Source organism: Rhizobium sp. CSW-27, assembly GCF_018760785.1.
Lineage (GTDB): Bacteria > Pseudomonadota > Alphaproteobacteria > Rhizobiales > Rhizobiaceae > Neorhizobium.
Genome location: NZ_JAHHZO010000005.1, coordinates 1 through 24716 on the forward strand (window position 1 = coordinate 1; position 24716 = coordinate 24716).

The 24716-nt window shown below is 65.0% G+C and carries 25 protein-coding genes; 5 read left to right on the forward strand and 20 right to left on the reverse strand.

The window, feature by feature from the left end:
• The 6 genes from KLP42_RS11395 to KLP42_RS11420 form a co-directional block, all read right to left on the reverse strand.
• The coding region (locus tag KLP42_RS11395) for a PhoU domain-containing protein (protein ID WP_286675467.1) at positions 1–172 on the reverse strand (172 nt) is incomplete at its 3' end.
• Positions 173–204: 32 nt separating this feature from the next.
• Positions 205–999, reverse strand: a complete 795-nt coding sequence (gene pstB / locus KLP42_RS11400; RefSeq protein WP_215566797.1) for a phosphate ABC transporter ATP-binding protein PstB — start codon at positions 997–999, stop codon at positions 205–207.
• A gap of 3 nt (positions 1000–1002) precedes the next feature.
• A complete protein-coding gene (gene pstA / locus KLP42_RS11405; protein WP_215566798.1) occupies positions 1003–1848 on the reverse strand; it encodes a phosphate ABC transporter permease PstA in 846 nt (281 codons plus the stop codon).
• Between the two features lie 5 nt (positions 1849–1853).
• On the reverse strand, positions 1854–2831 hold the full coding sequence (pstC, locus tag KLP42_RS11410; protein WP_215566799.1) for a phosphate ABC transporter permease subunit PstC: 978 nt from the start codon (positions 2829–2831) through the stop codon (positions 1854–1856).
• Between the two features lie 91 nt (positions 2832–2922).
• A complete protein-coding gene (gene pstS, locus KLP42_RS11415; protein WP_252192954.1) occupies positions 2923–3972 on the reverse strand; it encodes a phosphate ABC transporter substrate-binding protein PstS in 1050 nt (349 codons plus the stop codon).
• Positions 3973–4318: 346 nt separating this feature from the next.
• A complete protein-coding gene (locus tag KLP42_RS11420; protein ID WP_215566801.1) occupies positions 4319–4918 on the reverse strand; it encodes an SCO family protein in 600 nt (199 codons plus the stop codon).
• Positions 4919–5377: 459 nt separating this feature from the next.
• Here KLP42_RS11420 and KLP42_RS11425 point away from each other — a divergent pair, with 459 nt between their 5' ends.
• Both KLP42_RS11425 and KLP42_RS11430 read left to right on the forward strand, forming a co-directional pair.
• Positions 5378–5602: a hypothetical protein gene (locus KLP42_RS11425; RefSeq protein WP_215566802.1), complete on the forward strand. Its 225-nt coding sequence runs from the start codon at positions 5378–5380 to the stop codon at positions 5600–5602.
• A 165-nt stretch (positions 5603–5767) separates the two neighbouring features.
• Positions 5768–6310 (forward strand): invasion associated locus B family protein, encoded by a 543-nt coding sequence (locus KLP42_RS11430; RefSeq protein ID WP_215566803.1) that lies wholly within the window; start codon positions 5768–5770, stop codon positions 6308–6310.
• Positions 6311–6387: 77 nt separating this feature from the next.
• On the opposite strand, the gene kduD is transcribed toward KLP42_RS11430, so the two are convergent.
• The 5 genes from kduD to KLP42_RS11455 all read right to left on the reverse strand — a co-directional run bounded on the left by kduD (position 6388) and on the right by KLP42_RS11455 (position 10766).
• Complete coding sequence (kduD, locus tag KLP42_RS11435; protein ID WP_215566804.1) at positions 6388–7140, reverse strand: 2-dehydro-3-deoxy-D-gluconate 5-dehydrogenase KduD; 753 nt, start codon at positions 7138–7140, stop codon at positions 6388–6390.
• A 12-nt stretch (positions 7141–7152) separates the two neighbouring features.
• Positions 7153–8001 carry a 5-dehydro-4-deoxy-D-glucuronate isomerase gene (gene kduI, locus KLP42_RS11440; protein ID WP_215566805.1) on the reverse strand — a complete coding sequence of 283 codons (849 nt, stop codon included), beginning with the start codon at positions 7999–8001 and terminating at the stop codon, positions 7153–7155.
• Between the two features lie 27 nt (positions 8002–8028).
• The gene (locus KLP42_RS11445; RefSeq protein ID WP_353844869.1) at positions 8029–8688 is read right to left on the reverse strand and encodes a GntR family transcriptional regulator; all 660 of its coding nucleotides are present in this window, start codon (positions 8686–8688) and stop codon (positions 8029–8031) included.
• A 94-nt stretch (positions 8689–8782) separates the two neighbouring features.
• On the reverse strand, positions 8783–9766 hold the full coding sequence (locus KLP42_RS11450; RefSeq protein ID WP_215566807.1) for an alpha/beta hydrolase family protein: 984 nt from the start codon (positions 9764–9766) through the stop codon (positions 8783–8785).
• An 85-nt stretch (positions 9767–9851) separates the two neighbouring features.
• Positions 9852–10766 (reverse strand): helix-turn-helix domain-containing protein, encoded by a 915-nt coding sequence (locus KLP42_RS11455; protein ID WP_215566808.1) that lies wholly within the window; start codon positions 10764–10766, stop codon positions 9852–9854.
• A gap of 326 nt (positions 10767–11092) precedes the next feature.
• On the opposite strand from KLP42_RS11455, the gene KLP42_RS11460 reads away from it, so the two are divergent.
• Positions 11093–12544 (forward strand): aldehyde dehydrogenase, encoded by a 1452-nt coding sequence (locus tag KLP42_RS11460; protein WP_215566809.1) that lies wholly within the window; start codon positions 11093–11095, stop codon positions 12542–12544.
• Between the two features lie 90 nt (positions 12545–12634).
• Here KLP42_RS11460 and KLP42_RS11465 read toward each other — a convergent pair whose 3' ends face one another.
• Positions 12635–13525, reverse strand: coding sequence for a hydrogen peroxide-inducible genes activator (locus KLP42_RS11465; RefSeq protein ID WP_353844870.1), 891 nt, complete (start codon positions 13523–13525; stop codon positions 12635–12637).
• On the opposite strand from KLP42_RS11465, the gene KLP42_RS11470 reads away from it, so the two are divergent.
• On the forward strand, positions 13475–13888 hold the full coding sequence (locus tag KLP42_RS11470; RefSeq protein ID WP_252192941.1) for an HP1242/YdcH family protein: 414 nt from the start codon (positions 13475–13477) through the stop codon (positions 13886–13888). The genes KLP42_RS11465 and KLP42_RS11470 overlap by 51 nt on opposite strands.
• Positions 13889–13973: 85 nt before the next feature.
• Here KLP42_RS11470 and KLP42_RS11475 read toward each other — a convergent pair whose 3' ends face one another.
• Together KLP42_RS11475 and KLP42_RS11480 are read right to left on the reverse strand one after the other, a co-directional pair.
• Complete coding sequence (locus KLP42_RS11475; RefSeq protein WP_215566812.1) at positions 13974–16445, reverse strand: glycoside hydrolase family 3 C-terminal domain-containing protein; 2472 nt, start codon at positions 16443–16445, stop codon at positions 13974–13976.
• 78 nt (positions 16446–16523) lie between these two features.
• Positions 16524–17807, reverse strand: coding sequence for an MFS transporter (locus KLP42_RS11480; RefSeq protein WP_215566813.1), 1284 nt, complete (start codon positions 17805–17807; stop codon positions 16524–16526).
• A 204-nt stretch (positions 17808–18011) separates the two neighbouring features.
• On the opposite strand from KLP42_RS11480, the gene KLP42_RS11485 reads away from it, so the two are divergent.
• A complete protein-coding gene (locus tag KLP42_RS11485) occupies positions 18012–18656 on the forward strand; it encodes a TetR/AcrR family transcriptional regulator (protein ID WP_215566814.1) in 645 nt (214 codons plus the stop codon).
• Between the two features lie 47 nt (positions 18657–18703).
• Here the strand turns inward: KLP42_RS11485 and KLP42_RS11490 are convergent, their stop codons facing one another.
• The 6 genes from KLP42_RS11490 to KLP42_RS11515 all read right to left on the reverse strand — a co-directional run bounded on the left by KLP42_RS11490 (position 18704) and on the right by KLP42_RS11515 (position 24688).
• Positions 18704–19684, reverse strand: a complete 981-nt coding sequence (locus tag KLP42_RS11490) for a sensor histidine kinase (protein ID WP_215566815.1) — start codon at positions 19682–19684, stop codon at positions 18704–18706.
• Positions 19685–19828: 144 nt separating this feature from the next.
• The gene (locus tag KLP42_RS11495; protein WP_502941295.1) at positions 19829–20200 is read right to left on the reverse strand and encodes a DUF423 domain-containing protein; all 372 of its coding nucleotides are present in this window, start codon (positions 20198–20200) and stop codon (positions 19829–19831) included.
• A gap of 2 nt (positions 20201–20202) precedes the next feature.
• A complete protein-coding gene (locus KLP42_RS11500; protein WP_215566817.1) occupies positions 20203–20595 on the reverse strand; it encodes a group II truncated hemoglobin in 393 nt (130 codons plus the stop codon).
• An 89-nt stretch (positions 20596–20684) separates the two neighbouring features.
• Positions 20685–20864 carry a hypothetical protein gene (locus tag KLP42_RS11505; RefSeq protein ID WP_215566818.1) on the reverse strand — a complete coding sequence of 60 codons (180 nt, stop codon included), beginning with the start codon at positions 20862–20864 and terminating at the stop codon, positions 20685–20687.
• Between the two features lie 63 nt (positions 20865–20927).
• Positions 20928–22823: an ABC transporter ATP-binding protein gene (locus tag KLP42_RS11510; protein WP_215566819.1), complete on the reverse strand. Its 1896-nt coding sequence runs from the start codon at positions 22821–22823 to the stop codon at positions 20928–20930.
• 11 nt (positions 22824–22834) lie between these two features.
• Positions 22835–24688, reverse strand: a complete 1854-nt coding sequence (locus KLP42_RS11515) for an ABC transporter ATP-binding protein (RefSeq protein ID WP_502941296.1) — start codon at positions 24686–24688, stop codon at positions 22835–22837.
• Between the last annotated feature and the right edge of the window lie 28 nt (positions 24689–24716).

Here is a 24716-nt window from a genome sequence, read left to right on the forward strand (position 1 = left end):
CGAGGATCACGTCATCCGAGATGATCTTCTGCGCCAGCGCCGCATCCGAATTCACCAGGGCCCGAACGGCGTTGCCGCACATCTCCTCGGCAAGGCCGCCCATCTCGGAAATCCGGCGGTTCAGGTACTTCAGGTCTTCGTCGAAGGCCGACAGAATATGGGTGGAGGGCATGGCATTCCCTTTCCTGGCAATGGCGGCTTCGGTCAGCCGAAGCGGCCGGTGACATAGTCCTGCGTGCGCTTCTGCTGCGGCGAGGTGAAGATCTTCGAGGTGTCGTCGAATTCCACGAGTTCGCCGAGATACATGAAGGCGGTCTGGCGCGAGACGCGGGCGGCCTGCTGCATGTTGTGGGTGACGATGACGATGGTGTAGTCGGCGCGCAGTTCGTCGATCAGTTCCTCGATCTTGGCGGTCGAGAGCGGGTCGAGCGCCGAGGCTGGCTCGTCGAGCAGGATGATTTCCGGCTTCACCGCGACGGTGCGGGCGATGCACAGGCGCTGCTGCTGGCCGCCGGACAGGCTGAGGCCGCTGGCATTCAGCTTGTCCTTCACCTCGTTCCAGAGTGCCGCGCGGCGCAGCGCCGCCTCCACCCGCTCATCGATCTCGCTTCTGGACAGGGTCTCGTAGAGCCGGATGCCGAAGGCGATGTTCTCGTAGATCGACATCGGAAACGGCGTCGGCTTCTGGAACACCATGCCGACTTTGGTGCGCAGCATGTTGAGGTCCTGCGAGCGGTCGAGGATGTTCTTGCCGTCGACCAGTACCTCGCCCTCGGCGCGCTGCCGCGGATAAAGCTCGTAGATGCGGTTCAGCACCCGCAGCAGCGTGGACTTGCCGCAGCCGGACGGGCCGATAAAGGCGGTGACCGAGCGTTCCGGCAGCGTCATGTTGATGCTTTTCAGCGCTTTGGTCTCGCCGTAATAGAAATTCAGGTTCCTTATCTCGATCTTGGCGGGGCTGGCCGTCGTCTGCGGGGCGGGTTTCTCGGCGGATATCATGACTTATCGATCCTCCTTGCGTCCGGTGAGGCTGCGGGCCACGATGCTGAGGCCAAGAACAGTGAGCGTGATGATGAGGGCGCCGGTCCAGGCCAGTTGCTGCCATTCCTCATAGGGGCTGAGCGCGAACTGGAAGATGGTGACCGGCAGGCTGGCCATCGGAGCATTCAGATTGCTGCTCCAGAACTGGTTGTTGAGCGCCGTGAACAGCAGCGGCGCCGTTTCGCCGGAAATGCGGGCGATGGCGAGCAGGATCCCGGTGACGATGCCGGACGAGGCGGCGCGATAGGCGACCGAGCGGATGACGATCCAGCGCGGCGCGCCAATCGCGGTACCGGCCTCGCGCAGCGCATTGGGCACCAGGTTCAGCATGTCCTCGGTGGTGCGCACCACGACCGGAATGACCAGAACGGCAAGCGCGAAGGAGCCGGCGACGGCGGAAAAATGCCCCATCGGCACCACCAGCATCTCGTAGACGAACAGGCCGACCACGATCGAGGGAGCGGACAGGAGGATGTCGTTGATGAAGCGTACCAGCAGCGTGAGACGGCTGAAGCGGCCGTATTCGGCCATGTAGGTGCCGGCCAGGATGCCGATCGGGGTTCCGACCAGCATGGCGATGACAGACATGGCCAGGCTGCCGGCAATGGCGTTCAGCAGGCCGCCTGCTTCGCCGGGTGGCGGCGTCATCTCGGTGAACACGCTGGCCGAGAGGCCTGCGATCCCCTTGTAGAGGAGCGCGCCCAGAATGAGGGCGAGCCAGGCGATGCCGATGCCGGCCGCCAGGATGCAGAGCCCCATCATGATGCTGTTGGTGAGCTTGCGGCGTGGGTAGGTGACGGATGACATGAAGATCAGGCTCCCGCCTTCCGGTCGATGCGCATCAGCATGAAGCGCGCCGCCGCCAGGATGATGAAGGTGATGAAGAACAGGATGAGGCCGAGTGCGATCAGCGACGAGGTGTAAAGCTTGCCGTCCGCCTCGGTGAATTCGTTGGCGATAGTGGCGGAAATCGTCGTGCCCGGCGCAAACAGCGAGGCGTTGATGCGGTGGGCATTGCCGATGACGAAGGTGACGGCCATGGTTTCGCCGAGCGCCCGCCCGAGCCCGAGCATGACGCCGCCCATGATGCCGACCCGCGTATAGGGAATGACGATGTGGCGGATCACCTCCCAGGTGGTGCAGCCAATGCCATAGGCCGATTCCTTGAGGATCGACGGCACCGTATCGAACACATCCTTGGTGATGGAGGTGATGAAGGGCAGCACCATGATGGTGAGGATCAGCGCCGAGGTGAGCATGCCGATGCCATAGGGCGGGCCGGCAAACAGGCTGGAGAGAACCGGGATGTCGGCAAAGGCGTCGATGACGAAGGGCTGCAAGGTTTTCTGCAGGAAGGGAGCGAAGACGAACAGGCCCCAGATGCCGTAGATGATGCTGGGAATGCCGGCCAGAAGCTCGATGGCAATGCCGATCGGCCGGCGCAGCGCCCGCGGGCAGAGCTCGGTGAGGAACACGGCGATGCCGATGCCGATCGGCACGGCAAGCAGGATGGCGATGGCAGAGGTGACCAGCGTGCCATAGATCGGCGCCAGCGCCCCGAACTTCTCCGTCACCGGGTTCCAGCTTTCCGTTACCAGGAAGCTGGTTCCGAAGGTGGAGAGGGCCGGCCAGGAGCCGAGCGCCAGCGACAGAGCCACGCCGCCGAGCAGCGCCAGCACCAGGATCGCGGCGGCGCGCGACACCTCGCGGAAGATCAAGTCGGTCAGCGCGAATTGCCGCACGATCCGTTCGCGGCGGCTGTCCTGCCGCTCCGCGCCTGCAACATTCATGGGCTGGTCTCCGTCATCCGGCGGAAGGAAGGGGGCGGGAAGGGGCGCAAATCGGCCTTGCGTCCCTTCCCGGCTGTTGCGGCGGCGGTGCTTACTTGGCGACGAAGACCGGCTTGCCGTCCTTGCCGGTCACATCCTTCTGCCACATGGCTTCGACGCTCTTGACGACCTTGTCGGGCATCGGAACGTAGTCGAGCTCGGCAGCCATCTTGTCGCCATGGGCATAGGACCAGGCGAAGAATTTCAGGGCGTCGGCCGTGGCGGCGGCGTCTTCCGGCTGCTTGTAGACGAGGATCCAGGTGGCGGCGGTCATCGGCCAGGAGGCGGCGCCCGGCTGGTTGGCGAGGATCACGCCGTAACCCGGCTGCGAGGACCAGTCGGCATTGGCGGCAGCCGCAGAGAAGGCCTCGGCTGTCGGGGCGACCTTCTTGCCGTCCTTGTTGATCATGTCGGCATAGGTCAGCTTGTTCTGCTTGGCATAGGCATATTCGACATAGCCGATGGCGCCGTCGGTCTGGGCCACGTTGTTGGCGACGCCTTCATTGCCCTTGGCGCCGATGCCGACCGGCCATTCGAGCGCCGTGTTGACGCCGACCTTGTCCTTCCAGTCGCTCGAAACGTCAGCAAGATAGTAGCTGAAGTTGTAGGTGGTGCCCGAACCGTCCGAGCGATGCACGACGGCGATGGCCTTCGACGGCAGCTTCAGCTTCGGGTTCAGCTTCTTGATGGCTTCGTCGTCCCACTTGGTGATCTTGCCCATGAAGATGTCGGCGAGCGTCTTGCCGTCGAGGACGATTTCGCCCGGCTTCATGTCCTTGAGGTTGATCACCGGCACGATGCCGCCCATGACCATCGGGAACTGTGCAAGGCCGACTTCCTTCAGTTCGTCACCCTTCAGCGGCGCGTCGGAGGCGCCGAAGGTAACCGTCTTGGCCTTGATCTGCTTGATGCCGCCACCGGAGCCGATGGACTGGTAGTTCATGCCGATGCCCGTCTCCTTCTTGTAGGCATCTGCCCACTTTGCGTAGATGGGGTAGGGGAAGGTAGCACCGGCGCCGGAAATGTCTGCCGCCTGAGCTGCAGTGACGAACGGAACAGCTGCGATCAGCGCGGTGGTCAGCGCTAACTTGCGAAGGAGCATATTCATAGGGGTCTCTCTTGTTCAGAGTGCAAGATGCCGCTTCAGCGACAAAATGCGGCTTAGACCCGCTGAATGAAGCTTGCATGACAATATTGAGGCAAGAAAGAGGCGGAAAACAACTTGAAATTATGGGTTGTTGTATCCGTTTTCGTTCATTCAATCCTTGGTAATTCTTCTGATGCGCAATATTGTATGGACAAATTGTAATTTTTTACTTCTGGAAATTTCGCGCCCGCAGCGGCATAAGGAAATTTACGCCTCCTGCCATTGAAGGCAAGCGACGGCAGCGTGCGGGGCGTCGATGCCTCGCGCGGTGATGGAGCAATGTGGATGCCGGGCCGGCTCGTCAGCCGTGTTTCAGCAGGGTGGAGCGGATCTTGTCGAGGGCCGTATCGTCGTCGGTGCCGTAGGGGATCATGCCCTTCAGGCGTCCATCGGCGCCGATCAGCAGCAGCGAGGTCGTGTGGCTCATGTGATAGTCGCTGTCATCGCCGTAGCTGCGGGCGGCATAGATCATCCAGCCGTCCAGAACCTTGCGCATTTCCTTCTCGTCGCCGGTCACGCCGGTGATGCGGTCGGTGATGGAGGTGACATAGCTGTGCATGACCTGCGGCGTATCGCGCTGCGGGTCGATGGTGAAGAAATAGGCGTTGAGCGCCTTGCCTTCCGGGCCCAGCTGGTTCAGCCAGCCGGCCACCTCGAACAGTGTGGTCGGGCAGATTTCCGGGCAGTGGGTATAGCCGAAATAGACGAGCGACGGGCCCTTGTGGAAGAGGCTCTGGTCGACCGGGTTGCCGCGGTCGTCCACCAGCGAGAAGCGGGCTTCGAAGGGGCCGGGCCGTGCCTTCGCGCTGTCGGCGGAAACCCACACCATGATGCCGACGAGAATGGCGACGAAGATTCCGGCGAATGTGAGAGCCGCAATGCGCATGGGGGCATGGGTCATCCGGCGGGCTCCTTCCTGCTGACGTTTCGCGATCCTGTCCCCGGTTGCTGCGCAGCTGCTTGCGGGGCCTGCGTCTGCATTCCGGGCGATGTGCCCTTCCATATACGCTCGCCGCGCCGGCGGGTATCGCTTTTCCGTTCAAACCTGCGTCAGCCGGGAGGTCGTTTTGCCGCAGGCGCAAGACAAGCATCGCCACGCATCCTGCATGGTCCTGCGGCAGTAAAGTCGAATGGAGACCGACAAAGGAAAGTTTTATAGAATACAGGGAAAGGGGAGCGAAAGCCGTTGATTGTCGCAGTCGCATTTCCGATAAAAAATCATGTTTACCGTCTTCTCGCCTGATCAATACAATATCTTACCCTTCACTCTATCGCCTTGCCTGTTGCCGTGGGCCTGTGCAATATCAGGGCAATAAGTATAGCGCTGTATCACAGCCTAGGACATCTTGGGGAGGGTCACATGGCAGTCAACACCACTTCGAATTCGGTCATCGAGCTCTACGGTGCCGTTCGGCGTGACCCGCTGACCATGTCGCAGCTGGCCAGCGCCCCCGACATCAAGACCTTCATGGACCTGTTCATTGCCGAAGGCCATCGCCACGGATTCGACCTCAGCGAGGAAATGATCGAGATGGTGGTCGGCAAGATCGAACGGCGCCCGGTGGCTGCCAACGACAATCGCTGACGGCCTGTCGCCCGCGCCGCCTGGCTGGGGGCGAATGATCTTCCGTTCCGATTCCGCTTGAAGCCGTTCTTCCGTTGTGCGAACTCGCGGGCGGCCCCGTCCTGCTTGCGATGGGGCATGGTCGCAGCAGAAATCGTGCGGTGTCGCATGCGGAAATGGAATTCGATGGGGATGGGTGCCGCCGGAACGCGTGCATTCGCGTGCATGGTGCTGGCGCTTTCCCTCTCCTCGTCGCCCGGCAGTGCCGGTGCGGCGCAACTGCCCGGCGGTGTGGGGTCGCTGGTCGAAACCTTCGAGGACTGGATCGTGGCCTGTCGGGCGCAGAATGGCGTCGTCGGTTGCGTGTTGCGCCAGGAACAGAGCGATAGTGCGACGGGCCGACCCATGCTGGCCGCAGAACTGCGTCCGCGTGCCGGTGGGCGTATTGATGGCGCACTGCTGCTGCCCTTCGGACTGAAGCTCGCCGATGGCGCCGGTCTTTCCACCAGCGATGCCGCGCCGGTGCAGCGCTTTGCCTTCTCCACCTGCGTGCCGGATGGCTGCATCGTTCCGGTCAGGTTCGATCAGGCGCTGGTCAACGCCATGAAGGAGGCGCCGGCGCTGAAGATCGAGGCGCTGACGCTGGCGAGTGGCGAAGCCCTGCCCATGCGCCTTTCCCTCAAGGGTTTCTCCGAGGCGCTGGCGCGGGCCACGCAACTGGCGCCCTAGCCCGGAGATTGTCCTGAAAACGTGAGGCCGGGCTTTTCCGAAGTATGCCCGGCCCCGCTTGGCTGAAGGAAGCTGCCTCAGCGGGCGAGCCAGCCGCCATCCACCGCCAGAACCTGGCCGGTTACGTAGCTGCTGGCGGGCGAGGCGAAGAACAGCACTGCCGTGTCAAGGTCCGAGGGCGCGCCCCAGCGGCCGACCGGAATGCGCTCGAGGATCGAGCGGCTGCGGTTCGGATCATTGCGCAGCGCCTCCGTGTTGTCGGTGTCCATGTAACCCGGCGCGATTGCGTTGACGGTGATGCCCCTGGCGGCCAGTTCGTTGGCCATCAGTTTGGTGAGCCCCGCCACCGCATGCTTGCTTGCGGTGTAGGAGGCGACCCGGATGCCGCCCTGGAAGGAGAGCAGCGAGGCGATGTTGACGATGCGCCCGGCAATGCCCTTGTCCAGCATGTGACGCACCACGCCCTGCGAGAGCACGAAGGTGCTCTTCAGGTTGATATTCATGATGTCGTCCCAGTCCGTTTCGGAAAACTCCGTGAAGTCGGCGCGACGGATCTGGCCGGCATTGTTGACGAGGATGTCGATGGCGCCGTGCGACGTGAGATCCTCCACCACGGCGTCGAGGCCCGAAGGATCGGTCAGGTCGTAGACCACCTCCTCGAAGCCGCGGCCGAGCGCCTTCACCTTGGCTTCAGTATCCGGCATCGGGCGGGAGCCGAGGGCGATGATATCGGCGCCGGCGCGGGCCAGCGCCAGCGCCAGCCCCTGGCCGAGGCCGGTGCGGGCGCCGGTGACCAGCGCGCGCTTTCCGGTGAGATCGAAGAGAGTCATGGCCGGCAATCCTTACTTGAGGTCCTTCATGGGCACGAAGTCCATGTCGGTGAAGGACTGGTTGTCGCCGGCCATGCTCCAGATGAAGGCATAGGAGGCGGTGCCGGAGCCGCAATGGATGGACCACGGCGGCGACAGGACGGCCTGCTCGCTGCGCAGGATGAGGTGGCCGGTGGCCTCCGGGCGGCCCATCAGGTGCACGACGAAGGCATCTTCCGGAATCTCGAAATAGAGATAGGCTTCCATGCGGCGGTCATGCAGATGGGCGGGCATGGTGTTCCACACGCTGCCCGGTTCCAGACGCGTCAGGCCCATCAGCAGCTGGCAGGTGGGCAGCACCTTCGGGTGGATGTACTGGTAGAGCTTGCGCTTGTTGCAGGTCAGCTGGTCGCCCAGATGGTTCTCGATGGCATCGGCCTTGGTGACGATGCGCGAGGGGAAGCTGGCATGCGCCGGCGCGCTGTTGATGTAGAACTTGGCCGGGTTGGCGCTGTCTTCGCTTTCGAAGGCGATCTCGCGCGTGCCCATTCCGAGATAGAGAGCGTCCTGGAAGTCCAGTTCATAGGTCGTGCCGTCGGCCACCACCTTGCCCTTGCCACCTATATTGATGAGTCCCAGCTCGCGGCGCTCCAGCAGGTAATCGGTGCCGACGGTCTTGGCGAGATCGGCGCCGACCGCAAGCGGGGTGGTGGTGGGCATGGCGCCGGCAACCAGCATGCGGTCGTAATGGGTATAGGCCGCATGGATTTCGCCGGCGGCAAACAGCCGCTCGATCATGAAGGTGTCGCGCAGCTCGGCGCCGGTCATCTTTTCGGACTGGGTGTAATGCACTGCATGGCGCGTCTGGATCGTGGTCGTCATGGTTGTTCCAACTCCCTTGGGCTTCGTCTATTCGAAGAGATCCGGATGCTGCGCTTCCAGCCGGGGCAGGTCGTGCAGCAGTTCGGACAGATGCGTGGTCATGGCGGCAATGGCGGCCGCCTCGTCGCGGGCATCGATCGCCGCGACGATCGACTGGTGCTCGGCCATCAGCTTGGTCAGCGTGTCCGGCGCATGCAGTGACAGGCAGCAGGCCCGGTCGATATGCGCCTTGAGATCTTCCACCACGCTCCAGGCCATGGGCAGACCGGCGCCTTCGGCCAGTGTCTTGTGAAAGAGATCGTCGTAACGGCGAAATTCGGCCCGGTCTCCTGCTCCGGCTGCCCGCTCCTGCTCCTTCAGGCAATCGGCAAGCCGCGTGCGGGCATGGAAGTGAAAGGCGTTGCAGGCGGCGCGCACCACGGCCGTCTCGATGGTCTCGCGGATGAAGGCGGCCTGCATCAGCTTGGCGACGGAAATCTTCGCCACCACCGCACCCCGCTGCGGCAGGATCTCCACCAGCCGGCTCTTGGCGAGTGCGATCAGCGCCTCGCGGCCCGGCTGGCGGGAGGAGCCGTAGCGCTCGCCGATCTCCTGCTCGGAAATGCGCGCACCTGGCGGCAGGGCGAGCGTCAGGATGTCGCCCCGCAACTGTCGCTCCACCTTGTGGGCCATGCTTTCCGATGCCACCCGGACCTCCCTCGTCTGCGTGTACACTTCCATACAATGTCATACAGTGATGTGCAACCGTCCCCCTGCCGGATGGCGGCAGAGCATTGCGGGATCAGAGAAGACGGTGGCGGAAAGCTTCAGGCACCGTGCCGTCGCGCAGCCAGGCGAGCGCCAGTGGCCACAGCGTGTCGCGGAAGCGATCATGGAAGAAGGCGAAATGGCCGATGGCGGCATGGCCGATATCGCCGGGGTGAAGATGCAGGTGGGAGCGCTCGCTGCCGGTGAAATAGGCGAGAAGCCGCTCCACCGCCGGTATCGTGCCATGCGGATCATCCGACAGGCTGACGGCGAGGATCGGTGCGGTGATGCCGGCCATGTGCTCCTTCAGCAGATCCGCCTCGCGGTGTCCGTCGATCCGGCGGCCGGGACGGATGGTGTCCTCGAAGCGCGCCCGCATGCGGCTCCAGTCACGGGCGACGCCGGCCGGCGTGTCTTCCATCCAGCCAAGCCGCCTGGCGGGGAAATAGCCGAAGACGGCGGTCATCAGCGGCATCACCACATGGTATTTCCAGAGCATGCGATACTTCGGACGCGCTGCATAATCGCGCCAGTGGGCATATTGCGCGCCGACGGTGAAGATGCGTGTCACGCCCTGCGCGGAGGGGGCAAGACCGAACGCGAAGCCGCCGATCGAATGGGCGACGATCGAAATCGGGCGTGGGCCGAAGTGCTCTGCGGCAAAACGCAATGCACCCTCGCAATCCTTCTCGCCCCAGTCCGCCCAGTCGGCGGCAAAGCCCCGCAGGCGGGCGGGGCGGGACTGGTCGATGCCCCGATAATCATAGGTCAGCACGTCGAACCCGTGCTCGAAAAGATAGGCGGCGAAGCGGGCATAGTAGCGGCAGCGCACCGAGGTGGCGGAGGTGATGACGACGACGGGGCGCTTTTCTGCACCGGTCTTGCCGGCCTCGGCCCGCCAGACGAAGCCGCCGAGCGGATAGCCGTCGGTTGCCGGGAAGCGGACGGGGCGGCCGGCGTCGTGCGCTGCCTTTTGCCGCGGCGATGCTGCCTGCCTGCCTGCGTCTGACTGTGCCATTGCCCATCCTCCCGCAGGAAAACCTAGGCGAAGCGCCAGGGGTCGCCAAGTCCGTCCTTGGTTCAACTCCGCCGGAGGATGAGGCTCAGGGCCAGGCGGCGTAGCTCGTTTCGGCCAGCACGCGCCGCTGCGACAGGCCCTCGCGATAGGCGCGCGGCGAAAGACCGGCCACCCGCTTGAAGAAGCGGCTGAAATAGGCGGCATCGCGGAAACCCAGCGCATCGGCGATCTCGGCGATCTGCAGCGGCGAGCCGTCGAGCAGGATGGCGGCCTCGGCGGCAAGCCGGTTGTGGATGAATTCCGCCGGCGTACGGCCCGTCGCACGGCGCACGGCGGTGTTCAGTCGGTCCGCCGTCACGCCGAGCGCCTCGGCATAATCCGGCACGGTCCAGTGCTCGCGCATATGAGCATCCACCAGTTGCACGAAACTGCGAACAATGATGCGCGGCGAGGGGCGCGGCTGGGCCGGAACCGGTGCCGCCAGCCGCCACAGGCCGATCAGCACCAGCGCCAGATGATGACGCACCGCCTCGTCGCTGCCGGGAAGACCGGCGGCGGCCGTCTCTTCGGCCATGATGCCGATGGTGGCGGTGAGCCGGCGGGCGGCGGCAAGCGCCAGGCGCATGCCGAGAATGGGGCGGGAGATGGCATCGCGCACCGGGGCATAGGTCGCACCGGTCGGCATGGCCGCGCCGAGGACCTGGTCCGGAATGGCAAGCGCGCCGCCATCGCCGCCCGCCTCGACGGCGAGCATGCCCTGTTCGCCCGCCGGCAGCCACAGCAGGCATGGCCCGGTGAGCGGCTGGGTGAGCGGCTGGGCGCGGCGCGAGAGCCGGATCTGCCCGCTGCCGGCACACAGCACGAAGAGTCGGTTGCGGTGGCCCCGCAGGCTCCATTCGGTGCGCGACAGCGCGCCGCCGAACAGCTGAGCGTCGGTGGAGGTGGCCGGCCGTGTCTCGCCAGTCGGCGTCTGCAGGGCCTTTCTCAGGATGTCGGGCATGGCATCTCTCCGCTTCCCGTGAAAAGTACAAGTTTCTCCTGTAATTGTCTATTTGGTCGACCGGTGCGCGGCGCTACTGTTGCGTCGTCGGAGCGCACGGTGCGAGGAGGAGAATGCCCGCGCGGAACGATCGAGAACCCGGACAGGGTTTTTGGGAGGCCATCATGAACGAGACCAAATATTGAGATTGCGCCTGTCCGCCCTTCGGGCCGGACCTTTGCAATCGAGCAATCGGGCTTTGCCGGCGCGCTGCGCAGCCGGGGGCCGGGCCCTCGTGCATGATGGATCGGGCAACAGAGTTTCGGGAAGAGCAAGAGGAAAAAACGATGACCGTTCTCGGCTTCAAGATCAACAATGCGGAAGTGGAGGCCATCGATGGCCGCAGCTTCCAGCGCCTGAACCCCATTTCCGGCGAGGTGGCGACCAAGGTGGCCGCGGCCTCCGTGGAGGATGCGCGCGCTGCCGCCAATGCCGCCGCCAAGGCCTTTCCGGCCTGGTCCGCCACCAATCCCGCCACGCGCCGCAAGGTGCTGATGGCGGCTGCCGACAGCCTGCAGGCCAAGGCGCCGGACTTCGTGGCCGCCATGGCCGCCGAAACCGGCGCGACCGCCGGCTGGGCGATGTTCAACGTGATGCTGGCTGCCGACATGCTGCGCGAGGCTGCCGCCATGACCACGCAGATCACCGGCGAGGTGATCCCCTCCAACCGTCCGGGCACCATGGCCATGGCGGTGCGCCAGCCGGCCGGCGTGATCCTGTCCATGGCGCCGTGGAATGCGCCGATCATTCTGGGCGTGCGCTCCATCGCCCTGCCGCTTGCCTGCGGCAACACGGTCGTGCTGAAGACCTCGGAAATCTGCCCGCGCACCCATCGCCTCATCGTCGACGCCCTGCATGAGGCAGGCCTGCCGGAAGGCGTTCTGAACGCCATTTCCAACGCGCCGGAAGATGCCGGCGAGATCGTGGAAGCGCTGATCGCCCATCCGGCGGTCCGCCGCGTCAACTTCACCGGTTCGACCCGCGTCGGCCGCATCATTGCGGAGACCGCTGGCCGTCACCTGAAGCCGGCGCTGCTCGAACTCGGCGGCAAGGCGCCCTTCGTGGTGCTGGACGATGCCGATCTTGACGAGGCCGTCGCGGCCGCTGCCTTCGGTGCCTACATGAACCAGGGCCAGATCTGCATGTCGACCGAGCGTATCATCGTCGATGACAGGATCGCCGACCAGTTCGTTGCCGCCCTTGCCGCCAAGGTCGCCACGCTCACGGCCGGCGATCCCGGCAAGGGCGACACGCCGCTCGGCTCCGTCGTCGATGCACATGCCGCGCAGCGCCTTGATCAACTGGTGCGCGATGCCGTGTCCAAGGGCGCCGTGCAGGTGGCCGGCGGCCGCATCGAGGGCACGATCGTCGATGCGATCCTGCTCGACCGCGTGACGCCCGCCATGCGCATCTATGGTGAGGAAAGCTTCGGCCCGGTCGCCAGCATTGTGCGCGTCGGCTCGGTCGACGAGGCGGTGCGGGTCGCCAACGACACGGAATACGGCCTCTCGGCCGCCGTGTTCGGCAGGGATGTCAACCGGGCGATGGCGGTTGCCCGCCGCATCGAATCCGGTATTTGCCACATCAACGGCCCGACCGTGCATGACGAGGCGCAGATGCCGTTCGGCGGCACCAAGGCCTCCGGCTATGGCCGCTTCGGCGGCAAGGCCGGCATCAACGAGTTCACCGAACTGCGCTGGATCACCATCCAGGACGGCCACCTGCATTATCCGATCTGATCGGGAACTTCCCGCTGCCTGACGATGAAGGCGGTCGCGTTCTGCGGCCGCCTTTTTCCGTTTGACGGGCGTTTCCTGCGAGAGGACCGATCAGGGCCTGGCGGCCCGTGCGGCCAGATGATCGGCGGCCGTCTTGCGGGCAAGCATTGCCAACTGGCGGAAATGCGGGCTGCGGGCGCTGCTGCGACGCCAGAAGAAGCCGATCTCGCGCCGGGCCGGCCAGTCACGGATGGTCAGCAGCGCGAGACCGCGATCGGCCATGATCTCGGAACGGGCATAAAATTCCGGAAACAGCGACAGGCCCATCTCGATCGAGACCATCTGGCGCAGTGCATCGAGGCTGGTGCCCTCGTAATTCTCCGCCATGGTGGCGCCGGAGAGAACGGCGAGCTCCCGGACATTTTCCAGCAGCCGGTGGCCGCGCCCGAGCGTCAGCAGCGATTCGCCCTTCAGATCCTTCAGTTCCACGAAATCGCGATCCGCCAGCGGATGATTGCCGGCCACGCCGAGAAAGATCTGCTCGACGCAGACCTCCTCGAACAGAAATGCTTCCTCGTCCTGCGGGCGCTGGCCGAGCGCACAGTCGATCGCGCCCGTGCGCACCTGTTCCTCCAGGAGGAGCGGTCGCTCCTCGCGCACATGCATGCGCAGCGACGGATAGAGCCGGTGCAGTTGCGGCAGGAAACGCGGCAGGAAATAGGGGCCGAAGGTGGGCACTGTGCCGAGCCGGATCAGCGCCCCGAGATTGTCACGTCCGGCCGAGGCCAGGGTGACGATCTCATCCAGCGTGGCCAGCACGGTCTTTGCTGCGGCCGCGATTTCCTCGCCAACGGCCGAAAGAGCAATCGCGCCCGGCGTGCGTTCCACCAGGCTGACGCCCAGCTGCTTCTCCAGTAGGGCGATCTGCACCGAGAGTGTCGGTTGCGAGACATGGCACAGTTCGGCCGCGCGGCCGAAATGGCCGGTAGCCTCCAGTGCCACGAGATATTCCAGCTGTCGATGGGTCGGGCGAAAGGGCATGCGATAGATTTTGACTATCGAACCGATATTGTCAATCAATTGGAGCTATCGGCCGTGCTCATTCATAGTCTACCTGTCAGAAAGGAGACGCAACCGATGAACCCCCTGCTGAAAGCCCTCAAAGCGCGGCATTCCGTCATTGACAACAAGATCGATCATGAACAGCGCGCGGTGAGACCGGATGGCCTGCGCATCATGGCGCTGAAGAAGATCAGGCTTCGCATCCGCGAGCAGATCGAGTTTCTGGAACGGGCAGGACGCCTGGGAAAACCGCTGGTGGTTGTGCGTCGTCGCCGGGTGGCCCCGGGTTTCTCCCTTCCCTGACAGCTTGCGCAGGCAGTGCGCCGTAACGCTTGGCCTGTGCTTGCGGGCGAGACGGGCAGACCGTCTCGCCCCTTTTTGGTCCGGCTCAGATGCTGCGGTCGGAGGCCGCACCCAGCCATTCGACCGGGTTGCGGATTGCGATGCGGCCGCGGATATCGGTGGCGCTTGCGGCAATCAGCAGTTCGTAATCGCCGGCCTCCGAGCGAAATGCCCGTGCCTCCACGTCGAAATAGCTGAGGTCGCGGGATGTCACGGTCAGCCTTGCCGTGCCGGTCTCTCCGGCCTCAAGCTCCAGCTTGGCGAAGGCGCGCAGCTCCTTTTCCGGTCGTTCGACCCCCGATGTGAGCGGCTTCACGTAAAGCTGCACGACGTCGGATCCCCGCCGTTCGCCGATATTGGTGAGATCGACCTCAACGGTGATGCCGTCGGCACCCATTTCATCGGCGGATGCGCGTGCCTCGCCCCAGGCAAAACGGGTGTAGCCGAGCCCGAAGCCGAAGGGGAAGAGCGGTTCCACGCCGCGGCTGTCGTGATGGCGATAGCCGACGAACACGCCTTCCGCATAGCGCACATGGCCGTCCTTGCCGGGATAGACGGCCGGATCACCGGTGATCGCCGAATTGTCGGCAAGCCGCTTCGGGAAGGTCTGCGGCAGGCGGCCGCCGGGCTCCGCATCGCCGAACAGCAGATCGGCCACCGCATGGCCAAGCTCCTGCCCCGGATACCAGACCTGCAGCACGCCGCGCACCCGGTCGAGCCAGGGCATTTCCACCGGGCCGCCTGTCTGCAGCACCACAACGGTGTTGGGATTGGCGGCGGCCACCTGTTCGATCAGTTCCTCCTGACGGCCGGGCAGGCGCATGTCGGGCAGGTCGAGCCCTTCGGTATCCCATTCGCCATCGCGCCCGACGAAGAGAATGGCGACATCGCAACCGGCGGCCTCCGCGACGGCTTCCGCGATGGCCTGGTCGCCCAGCGGCCTTTCCAGACCGAAGCGGATGGCGGTGATGGTGATGCCTTCTTCCTTCGGTGGCGGCGAGAGATACTCCACCGTCAGCCGATAGCTGCGGCCGGCTTCCAGCGTCACGGGCGCGCGAAGTTCGGTATTGGCGGTGCCGAAATAGTTTTCGCCGCGCGTCCAGCCGTCATCGCCGTTCACCACCAGTTCGCCATCGAGATAAAGCCGGGCAAGGCCGGCATTGGTCATGCCGAACACATGCTCGCCGCTTTCCTCGGCGCGGAAGCTGGCGGTGATGCGGACGGAGAAATCGTCGAGCTTCAGCGCGGGGTGCGGCAGGTCGAACCAGAAGAACTCTCCCTTTTCGCTCTTTTCGGTGACGAGTGGCGTGCCCTGGCATTGCGTTCCGGCAAAATAGTCGACCGTCAGTTCGCCGGCAAAGACGCGGGTCAGGCGATTGTTGCTGCAGCCGGCGGCGTGGCGGATGCTGTTGGCATTCGACAGTGCCGCACGGATGCCCTCCAGCGGCGAGACCCGGTAATGCGCATTGATCTGGGCGCTGCCGCCGCCCATCACCCGCGCGTCTGCCGCATTCGGCCCGATCACGGCAATCTGCTCGAGCGAGGTCTTTTTCAGCGGCAGGATTCCGTCATTCTTCAGGAGCACGGCCCCTTCGGCCCCGAGGCGGCGGATCAGCGCCCTGTCTTCCGGCAGGTCCAGCGCGTGTTCGGAGAGGTCCCGCGCCTGTTCGAAGGCGCCGACACGCTGAAGCAGCGTCAGGATGCGGCGGGCGGCCTCGCGCACCGTCTCGGGCGCAACCCTGCCGTCCTTCACCGCCTGGACCAGTTTTTCGCCGCGATCGCGGGTCGGGCCCGGCATTTCGAGATCGAGGCCGGCATTGACGGTCTCGGCGGTGGAATGCGAGCCGAACCAGTCCGACATCACGATGCCGTCAAACCCCCAGTCGTGTCGCAGAACCTCGGTCAGCAGCCAGGGATGCTCGCTGGCATAGGTGCCGTTCAGCCGGTTGTAGGAGGACATCACGGCCATGACGCGGGCCTTCTTTACTGCCTTTTCGAAGGGCAGCAGATAGATTTCCCTGAGCGAGCGCTCGTCGATGTCCGACGACATGGTCTGCCGCTCGATCTCCGATTCATTGCCGGCGAAGTGTTTGATGGTGGCGGCGACACCCTGAGACTGCACGCCCTGGATATAGGCAACCGCGAGTTCGGCCGTCAGCAGCGGGTCTTCGGAATAGCATTCGAAATTGCGGCCGTTCAGCCCGGAGCGATGGATGTTGACGGTCGGTGCCAGCAGCACCGAGGCGCCCTTGCTTTTCGCCTGGCCGGCGAGCGCCACGCCCATTCGTTCCACAAGCGCCGGGTTCCAGCTGGCGCCAAGCGCGATGGCCACCGGAAAGCAGGCGGCCTTCACGCCGCCGACCAGCGAGCCCGCGCCGCGCGCGCCGTTCGGCCCGTCCGAGACCTTGATCTTCGGCACGCCGAGCCGCTCCACCGGCACGGTCGTCCAGAAATCGGCGCCGGCCAGCAGCGATACCTGCTCTTCAAGCGTCATCGTGTTCAGAAGATCGTCAATCATGCATTCCTCCGGGGGTAAAAGGGGGCTCTGGTCCGGCGGCATCGATCCCGCCGCCGGGGCTGGAACGGGGGACGGGCTTCAGCGCACGCCGCGCACCGGGGCGATTGCCAGCGCGCCGAGGAAGGCGCTGATGGCGGCCGCGGCATAGAGCGCGCCATAGTTGTCGCCCGCGGTGCCGATCGACAGCAGAAGGGGTGCCACGGCCGGCGCGATCGACTGTGGCACGGCATTGGCGATGTTCAGCACGCCGAGATTCTTCGCCGCGTGGGTTTCGCGGTCCGGCAGCACATCCACCACCAGCGCCTGATCCACCGCCATGTAGACGCCGAAGCCGATCGAGGCGACGGCGACGCCGGCATAGAAGACGGTGAGGCTGCCGGCGAGAATGATGATGGCGATGCCGAGCGCATAGGTCATGGCAGCCGCCAGCACGAAGGCCTTGCGACGTCCGAGGCGATCGGAGAGATAGCCGGAAACGAAGGAGGAGCCGACGACGAAGATGGTGGTGATCAGCGTCGAGACGAACATGATGTCGCCGATCCGCTGTTCCGGAACCTTCAGGTGGTCCATCAGGTAATAGACCTGATAGGAGGTCAGCACCGCGAAGCCGAAGAAGACGAGGAAGCGGCTGAGCCAGGCATAGCCGAAATCCGGATGCTTCAGCGGGTTGACCCAGAAGCTGCCGGCAAGCTCAGGCAGAAGCGGTGCCTGCGGGCGCGTGTCGCGATCCGTCGGGCGATCCTTCAGCACGAGGCAGAAGCCGCCGACGGCAACGAGGCCGATCGCGGTCGGCAGCAGGAACATGGTGGTGCCGTCGGTTCCGGTCAGCGCGATGATGGCGCTGCCGAGCAAAAGGGCGACATAGACGGACATGCCGGCCAGCGCCGAGACCAGCCCGCGCTGCCGCTCCGGCACCTGATCGGCGACCACGGCGACGAGGGCTGCCAGCATGGCATTGTAGGCGGCCTGGACGAGGCACCAGGCAATGCCGATGACGACGAGGCTGGAGGAATAGGCGATCAGCAGCTGGGCCAGGCTTCCCGCCAGCACGCCGCCGATCATCCAGGGCTTGCGACGGCCGAAGCGGCTGCGCGTGCGGTCGGAGAGCTGGCCGAATACCGGATTGGCGAAGAGGGCAAAGAGGGCGCCAAGTCCGAGGATGGCACCGAGGCTTGCTCCCTTGCCGGCTGGATCGATGGCATTGACCCGGATCGCCAGCGTCATGGCGACGGGGGTCATCACCGCCACGTAGAAGCCGAGGCTCGCCAGTGCATAGCCGACGATGAAGGTGAGGCTGACCTCCTCACCGGTGGACGGGGCCGCGCCTGCCGGAGCAAGCCCATGCGTATGCGAAAGGGACATGAAATTTTCCTCCACGACGCTGTCACGCACAGTGATAGCTGTTAAACCTACCGCGTACTCGGTATTTTTGAAGAGTCAACCGGGCATGCGGTCACAGGCGCAGGAATGCGATAAGGCAAATGACGCAGGTGCCACTGGTTTTCGCTCCTGTTGCCGTTTGCAGAATTCCGAATAAAAGAGCAGTGAGCGAGTGAGGAAAGCCGAATGGACGGCACGGGCAACAACCGGCAGAAGGCCGGACAGGCGGCATCGCCGAAACGGCGCAAGTCGCCCAAGGGAGAGGAGCGGCGCGAACAGATCCTGCAGGCCGCGATGCGGCAGTTCGCCGATGACGGCTATCAGAACGCCTCATTCGCGGCGATTGCGCTGGAGGTCGGTCTGTCGCTGCCGGGGCTCATCCACTATTTCCCGACCAAGGTGGATCTGCTTCTGGCCATCCTGGAACGGCGCGATCTGGAGAATGTGAAGGCGCTGGGCGGACCGGAGCTTTCCTGGCGCGCCCTGCTGGCCGCCCTGATCGACATCGTGCAGGCCAATACGCAGATTCCAGGCGTGGTGCGCGCCTTCGCCATCCTCAATGCGGAAAGCCTGACGCGGGATCATCCGGCTGCCGGCTGGTTCGGCAGCCGCGCGCGCAGCGTAAGCCTCAGCCTGTCGCAGACCCTGCGGCGGGGCATCGAGAGCGGCGAAATCCGTCCGGACGTGGATGCCGAGGCGCTGGCCGCCGAGCTGATTTCCATGATGGACGGTCTGCAGATGCTGTGGCTGAGAGCGCCGGACGAGGTCGACATGGTGGCGATATTCCGTGCCTATGTGGATCGCCTCGCCGGCGATATCGCCGCGCGATAGATCGGCATCCGGCCGGGCGTCGCGTCGACTTCGATGACCTCATAGGCTCAGCCCTTCGCCGGGCCTGCCACGGGGCGCGGCAGGCGCAGCGTGCAGCGCAGCCCCTCCGGATCGAAGTGCAGGTCGGCGGCGCCGCCGCCCGGGGCAAGGCTTGCCGCGATCAGGCGCGAGCCGAATCCCTTGCGGGTTGGCGGGCTGACGGGCGGGCCGCCTTCCTCGCGCCAGACAAGTTCCAGCGTCGCGGGCAGCAGATGCCATTCGATGCGCACGGCGCCATGCGGCACGGAAAGTGCGCCATATTTTGCCGCATTGGTCGCCAGTTCGTGGATCACCAGTGCCACGCGCGGCGCGGTATCGCCATCCAGGCTGCAGGCGGGGCCAATGAGGCGCAGGCGTTCCGGATCGTAGGCGGAAAGCAGGATGCGCAGCATCGTTTCCAGATCGTTCGGCATGGCATTCTGGCCGGACGACATGCGATGCGCCTCCGACAGCGCCCGCATGCGCCCCTCGAAACGCGGCATGAATTCGCTGAGATCGCTGCAGGAGCGCGCCGTCATCTGGGCAATCGCCTGGACCAGCTGCATGATGTTGCCGACCCGGTGCCGCATCTCGCGCGCCAGCACTTCGGCCTGCTGCTCGGCTCTTTCAAGTGCGGCCACCAGAACCTGCATGGCATGGATGATGCCGACGGTAAGCGCGCCGAACAGCGTGAACACGGTTGAGGATATGAGAGCGCTCGGCAGGCTGACCGGCCGGATGCTCAGCCATACAGTGGTGGCGAAGACCACGCCGCAGGTCATCAGCGCGATGCCCCCGGCACGCCCGCCCCAGGCGGTGGCCACCACGATGAAGGGGAAGAAGGTGATGAAGGGCGCGCCGAGCAGGACGGAGCGCAGCAGAAACCACAGCCCGACCGCCACCGCCGCGCATCCGAGCGCGATCAGCTGGCCGACAAGCAGCGACGGCCGTCTGCGCGGTATCAGCAGCATCCACCAGGAGTCCCCCACCTGGATCTTGATCTGGGCCATCCTCATCTCCGAACGGCGCCAGAATATTCGAACGTTTCGAAATTCCTAGCCCGGAAACGCGCGCCGGACGCGCAATGGCAACAGCCACTAGCATGGTTTGCGTGCCCCGAGGCTGACGCAAGGCAGGATTGCCCTGCGGCACGCCTATTCGCCTTTTGTGCGAAGGAAGGCGCCGGCGGCGACGCTCAGCCAGCCAAGGATCATCAGCATGCCGCCGCTCGGGGCAGCCATGGGAAACAGGCCGGCGGCACCAAGATGCCGGACGACGAGATCGGCGGCGAAAAGTACCGTGCCGGCGCCCAGTACCAGGGCCGAAAGCGTTGCGGTCCTGATTGCGCGGTCACCGAGAAACAGGGCAAGCAGCACCGGCGCATGGGCGAGGCACATGGTGGAGGCCGAGCCGAGCAGGCGCGAGTCCCCGCCATGGCTGGCGGCGGCGGCCAGCACCACGCCACTTGCCCCGAGGAAGCCGGACAGCATCAGGACAAGCGGGCGAAGGCTGTCGAGGCGGCGCATGCTCATTCCTCCCGGTTCTGCATGTGCTGGGCAAGCCGCTCGACGGGGGCCCAGATGATGTCGCGCAGCTTCGGATTCTCGATGGTCTCTTCCATCGCGCGCCGGAAGCACAGCAGCCATTCGTCGCGTTCCGCCACACCGATCGGGGCGGAGAAATGGCGGGCGCGCAGGCGCGGATGGCCGTATTTCTCCACATAGACGGGCGGGCCGCCGAGATAGCCGGTGAGGTAGTCGTAAAGCTTGGCTTCGCTGCCGGAGAGATCCGGCGGATGGATGGCGCGGCAGCGCGCGGCCTCCGGCAGGCTGTCCATCAACTCGTAGAACCGGCGGGTCAGGGCCCGCACGGTCTGATCTCCGCCGATCGCTTCATACAGCGTAATGGTCTCGCCGCTCATGGTCCCGTTCCGTTCTGCCTCATCCGAGGGTCTAGACGGGCCGGCGCCTTGCCGCAAGCGGTCAAGGCGCCGCAGCGGGCGGCGAGCGTCTATTCCGAGCCCGGATCGATCTCGCGGGCATCGGTCGGCGGCAGGGCACCGGTGCCGGGCGTCTTGTCCGGATCGACCTTCGAGCGGGCGTCCGGTCCGGCGGGAATGGTGCCCTGGCGGCGGGTTTCGGGCGCCTGTTCCTCGCCGACTGCACGTTCTGGCTTGCTGTTTACGGTCATCGCTGTCTCCTTCGGGTTGTCGCCAGGGAAACGGAGGGAAGGGGCGATGGTTCCGCAGCAGGCTCAGGTGGCGCTGGCGACGGCCGCCTTGTCGATGACATCCTCCGGAATGTCGTCGAAGGAAGCGTAATTGAGGTTGTAGAGGCGGGCATAGAGCCGGTCGTTGCGCATCAGTTCGGCATGGTTGCCGCTTTCGATCAGCTCGCCGTTCTGCAGCACGATGATGCGGTCCGCCTCGCGGATGGTCGCCAGCCGGTGGGCGATGACGAGGCCGGTGCGGCCCTGCAGCAGCTTGACCAGCGCCTTCTGGATCAGCATCTCCGTATAGCTGTCGATGTTGGCGGTGGCCTCGTCGAGCACAAGGATCTTTGCATCGGCCACCAGCGCCCGGGCGAAGCTCAGCAGTTGGCGCTGGCCGAGCGAGAGATTGCCGCCGCGCTGGCCAAGCTGGCTGTCATAGCCTTCGGGCATGCGCATGATGAAGTCATGGGCGCCGACGGCCTTGGCCGCATCGATCACCTGCTCGCGGGTGGCCTCGGTCTTGTGGTAGCGGATGTTCTCGAACACGGTGCCGGTGAACAGGAAGGGTTCCTGCAGCACCATGGCGATCTGCCGGCCGAGCGATTCCTGCGTCAGGTCGCGCACGTCGTGGCCGCCGACCAGCACCGCGCCCTGCTGCACCTCGTAGAAGCGGTGGATCAGCGACATGCAGCTGGACTTGCCCGAACCCGTCGGCCCGACCAGCGCCACCGTCTCGCCCGGATTGACCCGGAAGCTGACATTCTTCAGCACGGGGTGCTTCGGATTGTAGCCGAACACCACGTTGCGGAATTCCACCGAGCCGTCCATGTCCGGCGAGAGCACCCTGGCATCCGGCTTGTCCTCGATCTCGACGCGCACGTCGAGCACGTCGGTCAGGCGCTGGCCGGAGGCCATGGCGCGTTGCATCACCGAATATTGCAGGGTGAGCGAGCGGATCGGGTCGAAGAAACGCTGGATGTAGAAGAGGAAGGCCACCATCACGCCGACATCGAGCGCCTGGTTGAGGACGCGCGCGCCGCCGACGACGATGACGAGCGCCATGGCAATCCCGGTCAGCGTGTCGACGATCGGCACCATCACCTGGGCGAGGCGGGCGGCATGCAGATGGTTGTTGAGGTTGGTGCGGGCCTTGTCGTCGAACAGGGTGAAGTTGACCGCCTGGCGATCCATGCCCTGCACGGCGCGCACGCCATGGATGGCTTCCGCCAGCGCGCCGCTTGCCACAGAATTGGATTCATGCGCTGCCATGAAGGATTTGCGTGCCACCGGCAGCCAGAACAGCCGCACGATGAAGAGAATCGGCAGGGCGGAGAGGGTGAGCAGGCCGAGGTAGAAATCCAGATAGAGCATCACCACCACGATGCCGATCAGCAGCGTGATGTCGCCGACCGAGAGAACCGAGGTCTCGAGGAATTCCTGCATGGAATTGACGTCGCCCTGCAGGCGCGACATCAGCCGGCCCACCTCCGTCTTGTCCATGAAGGACAGCGAGACGCGCTGCAGGTGGTGGAACATGGCGCGGCGGATATCGAACAGCACGTCTTCTGCCACATTGCCGACCAGCATTTCCTGGGCATAGCTTGCGGCGAAATTGACGAGGATCGCCACGCCGAAGGCGATGATGGCGGCAAGAAGCGCGGTGTGGTCGCCGCCCGGCTGCATGCCGTTGTCGATCGCGTGGCGGATGATCAGCGGAATGGCGAGCTGCATGGCGGTGAACACCAGCACGGCCACCACGGCAAGTGCGACCTTCCTCTTGTAGGGGCGCACGAAATCCCAGATGCGGGCAATGATGTTGCGGTCGAACACCTTGCCGAAGATTTCCTCCTCGATGCGGTGCGAGCCCACCACCGCGCGCGGCGGGCGGCGGCCATCCTCGCGCACGTCGGCGCGTTCGGTTTCCATTTCCTCGGCCATGTCGTCCTCCCTCAGCCGGCCAGCGCGTCGTCGCCCGGGCGAACCTGCAGGTCATGCAGCGCCTTGTAGCGTCCACCCAGTGCCAGCAGCTGCTGATGCGTTCCCTCTTCCACGATCCGGCCGTTCTCCACGAAGAGAATGCGGTCGGCATGCATCAGCGAGCCGAGCCGGTGGGCGACAATCAGCGTCACCCGCTCGGAGGCGTTGCGGCGCATGGCGCTGCGGATGCGCTGCTCGGTGGCCGCGTCGATGGCGGCGGTCGAATCATCGAACACCATGATTGCGGGCTTCAGCATGACCGCGCGCGCGATGGTGAGCCGCTGGCGCTGGCCGCCGGAGAGCGACACGCCGCGCTCGCCGACCACCGTGCCGTAGCTCGATGGCAGGCCGAGCACGTAATTGTGCAATTGCGCGCTTTCGCTGGCCCGGGCAATCTGGTTTTCGCGCGCCCATGGGTCGCCATAGGCGATGTTGTTCTCGATCGTGGTGGTGAACAGGAAGCTGTCCTGCGGCACGACGACCACCGAACGGCGCAGCGATTGCAGCGTGACATCGCGGATATCCTGCCCGTCGATGGTGATGCGGCCCTGGCCCACCTCGTAGAAGCGCGGGATCAGGTGGGCAATCGTCGACTTGCCACTGCCCGGCGGGCCGACGAGGCCGATGGTTTCGCCGCGGCGCGCCTCGAAGCTGATGCCGTCCAGCACGCGGTTGTCCGGGGCGGCAGGATAGGCAAAGCCGACATTTTCGAAACGCAGCGTGCCTTCGCGCACCACCAGTGCCGGCGCCTTCGGCTTGTCCTTGATGGCGATGTCGAGATCGAGAAGGCCGAACAGGCGCGCGCCGCAGGTGGAGGCGCGGGCAAAGGCATTGACCATCAGGCCGAGCTGGCGCACCGGCATCTGCAGGATGGTCATGAAGGTGAGGAAGGAGGCGAGCGTGCCGACGGTCATCTCGCCGGCCGTCACCTTGGTGCCGCCGACCCACAGCACCAGGCCCATGGCGGCGAAGAAGGACAGTGTCATTGCGCTGGTATTGGCAACACGGATGCCGACGCGCTGATGGGCAAGCGTCAGCGCGTTGAGCGAGGCCGCCTCGAACTTCTCCATTTCGTGGGTCTGGGCGGCGAAGGCCCGCACGACGCGGATGCCACCGAGATTTTCCTCCATGACCCGCGTCAGCACCTGCAGCCGTTCCTGCAGGTCGAGCCAGGTGGAGCGCAGCCTCAGCTGCGTGACGGAGGAACGCCAGCCGACGAAGGGCACGAAGCTGAGCGCCAGAAGCCCGAGCAGCACATCGGTGGAGATGAGCAGATAGGCGCCGATGCCGATCAGCACCGAAAGGAAGATCATCCGGACCAGCGCGGTGGAGAAATACATCCGCACGCCTTCCAGATCCAGAAGGCCGATGGTGATGAGGTCGCCGGAATGCATGCTGTCATGGAAGCTGAACGACAGACGCTGGATCTTCTCGTAGCAGGCAAGCCTGAGCTCGTAGCCGATATGATGGCCGACCGCCTCGCTGTAATAGTTCTGCACCATGGTGAACAGGCCGCGCAGCACGCTGGCGCCGAGCAGCAGCAGTGCCGTGGCAAGCAGCGCATCCTGTGCGGCAACCCCGGCCGTGCCGCCCGCGCCGACCCCCTGCGCCTCGTCGATCGCCTCGCCGAGCAGGCGCGGGATCATCAGCTGGAAGGCCGAGGCGATGAAGGTGGCGCCGATGGCGGCTCCCGATTGCCAGGGATGCCGGAAGGCCATCACGGTGATGCGGGTGAGGATCGAAAGGCCCTTGCCCCAGCCGGCGGCTTTGACATGGGCAAGGGAAGCAGCCGCCTGTGCGGCGCCGCTCGAAGCTTGGGGTGTCACGGTCGTCATTCCAATGCAGGACGCCCTG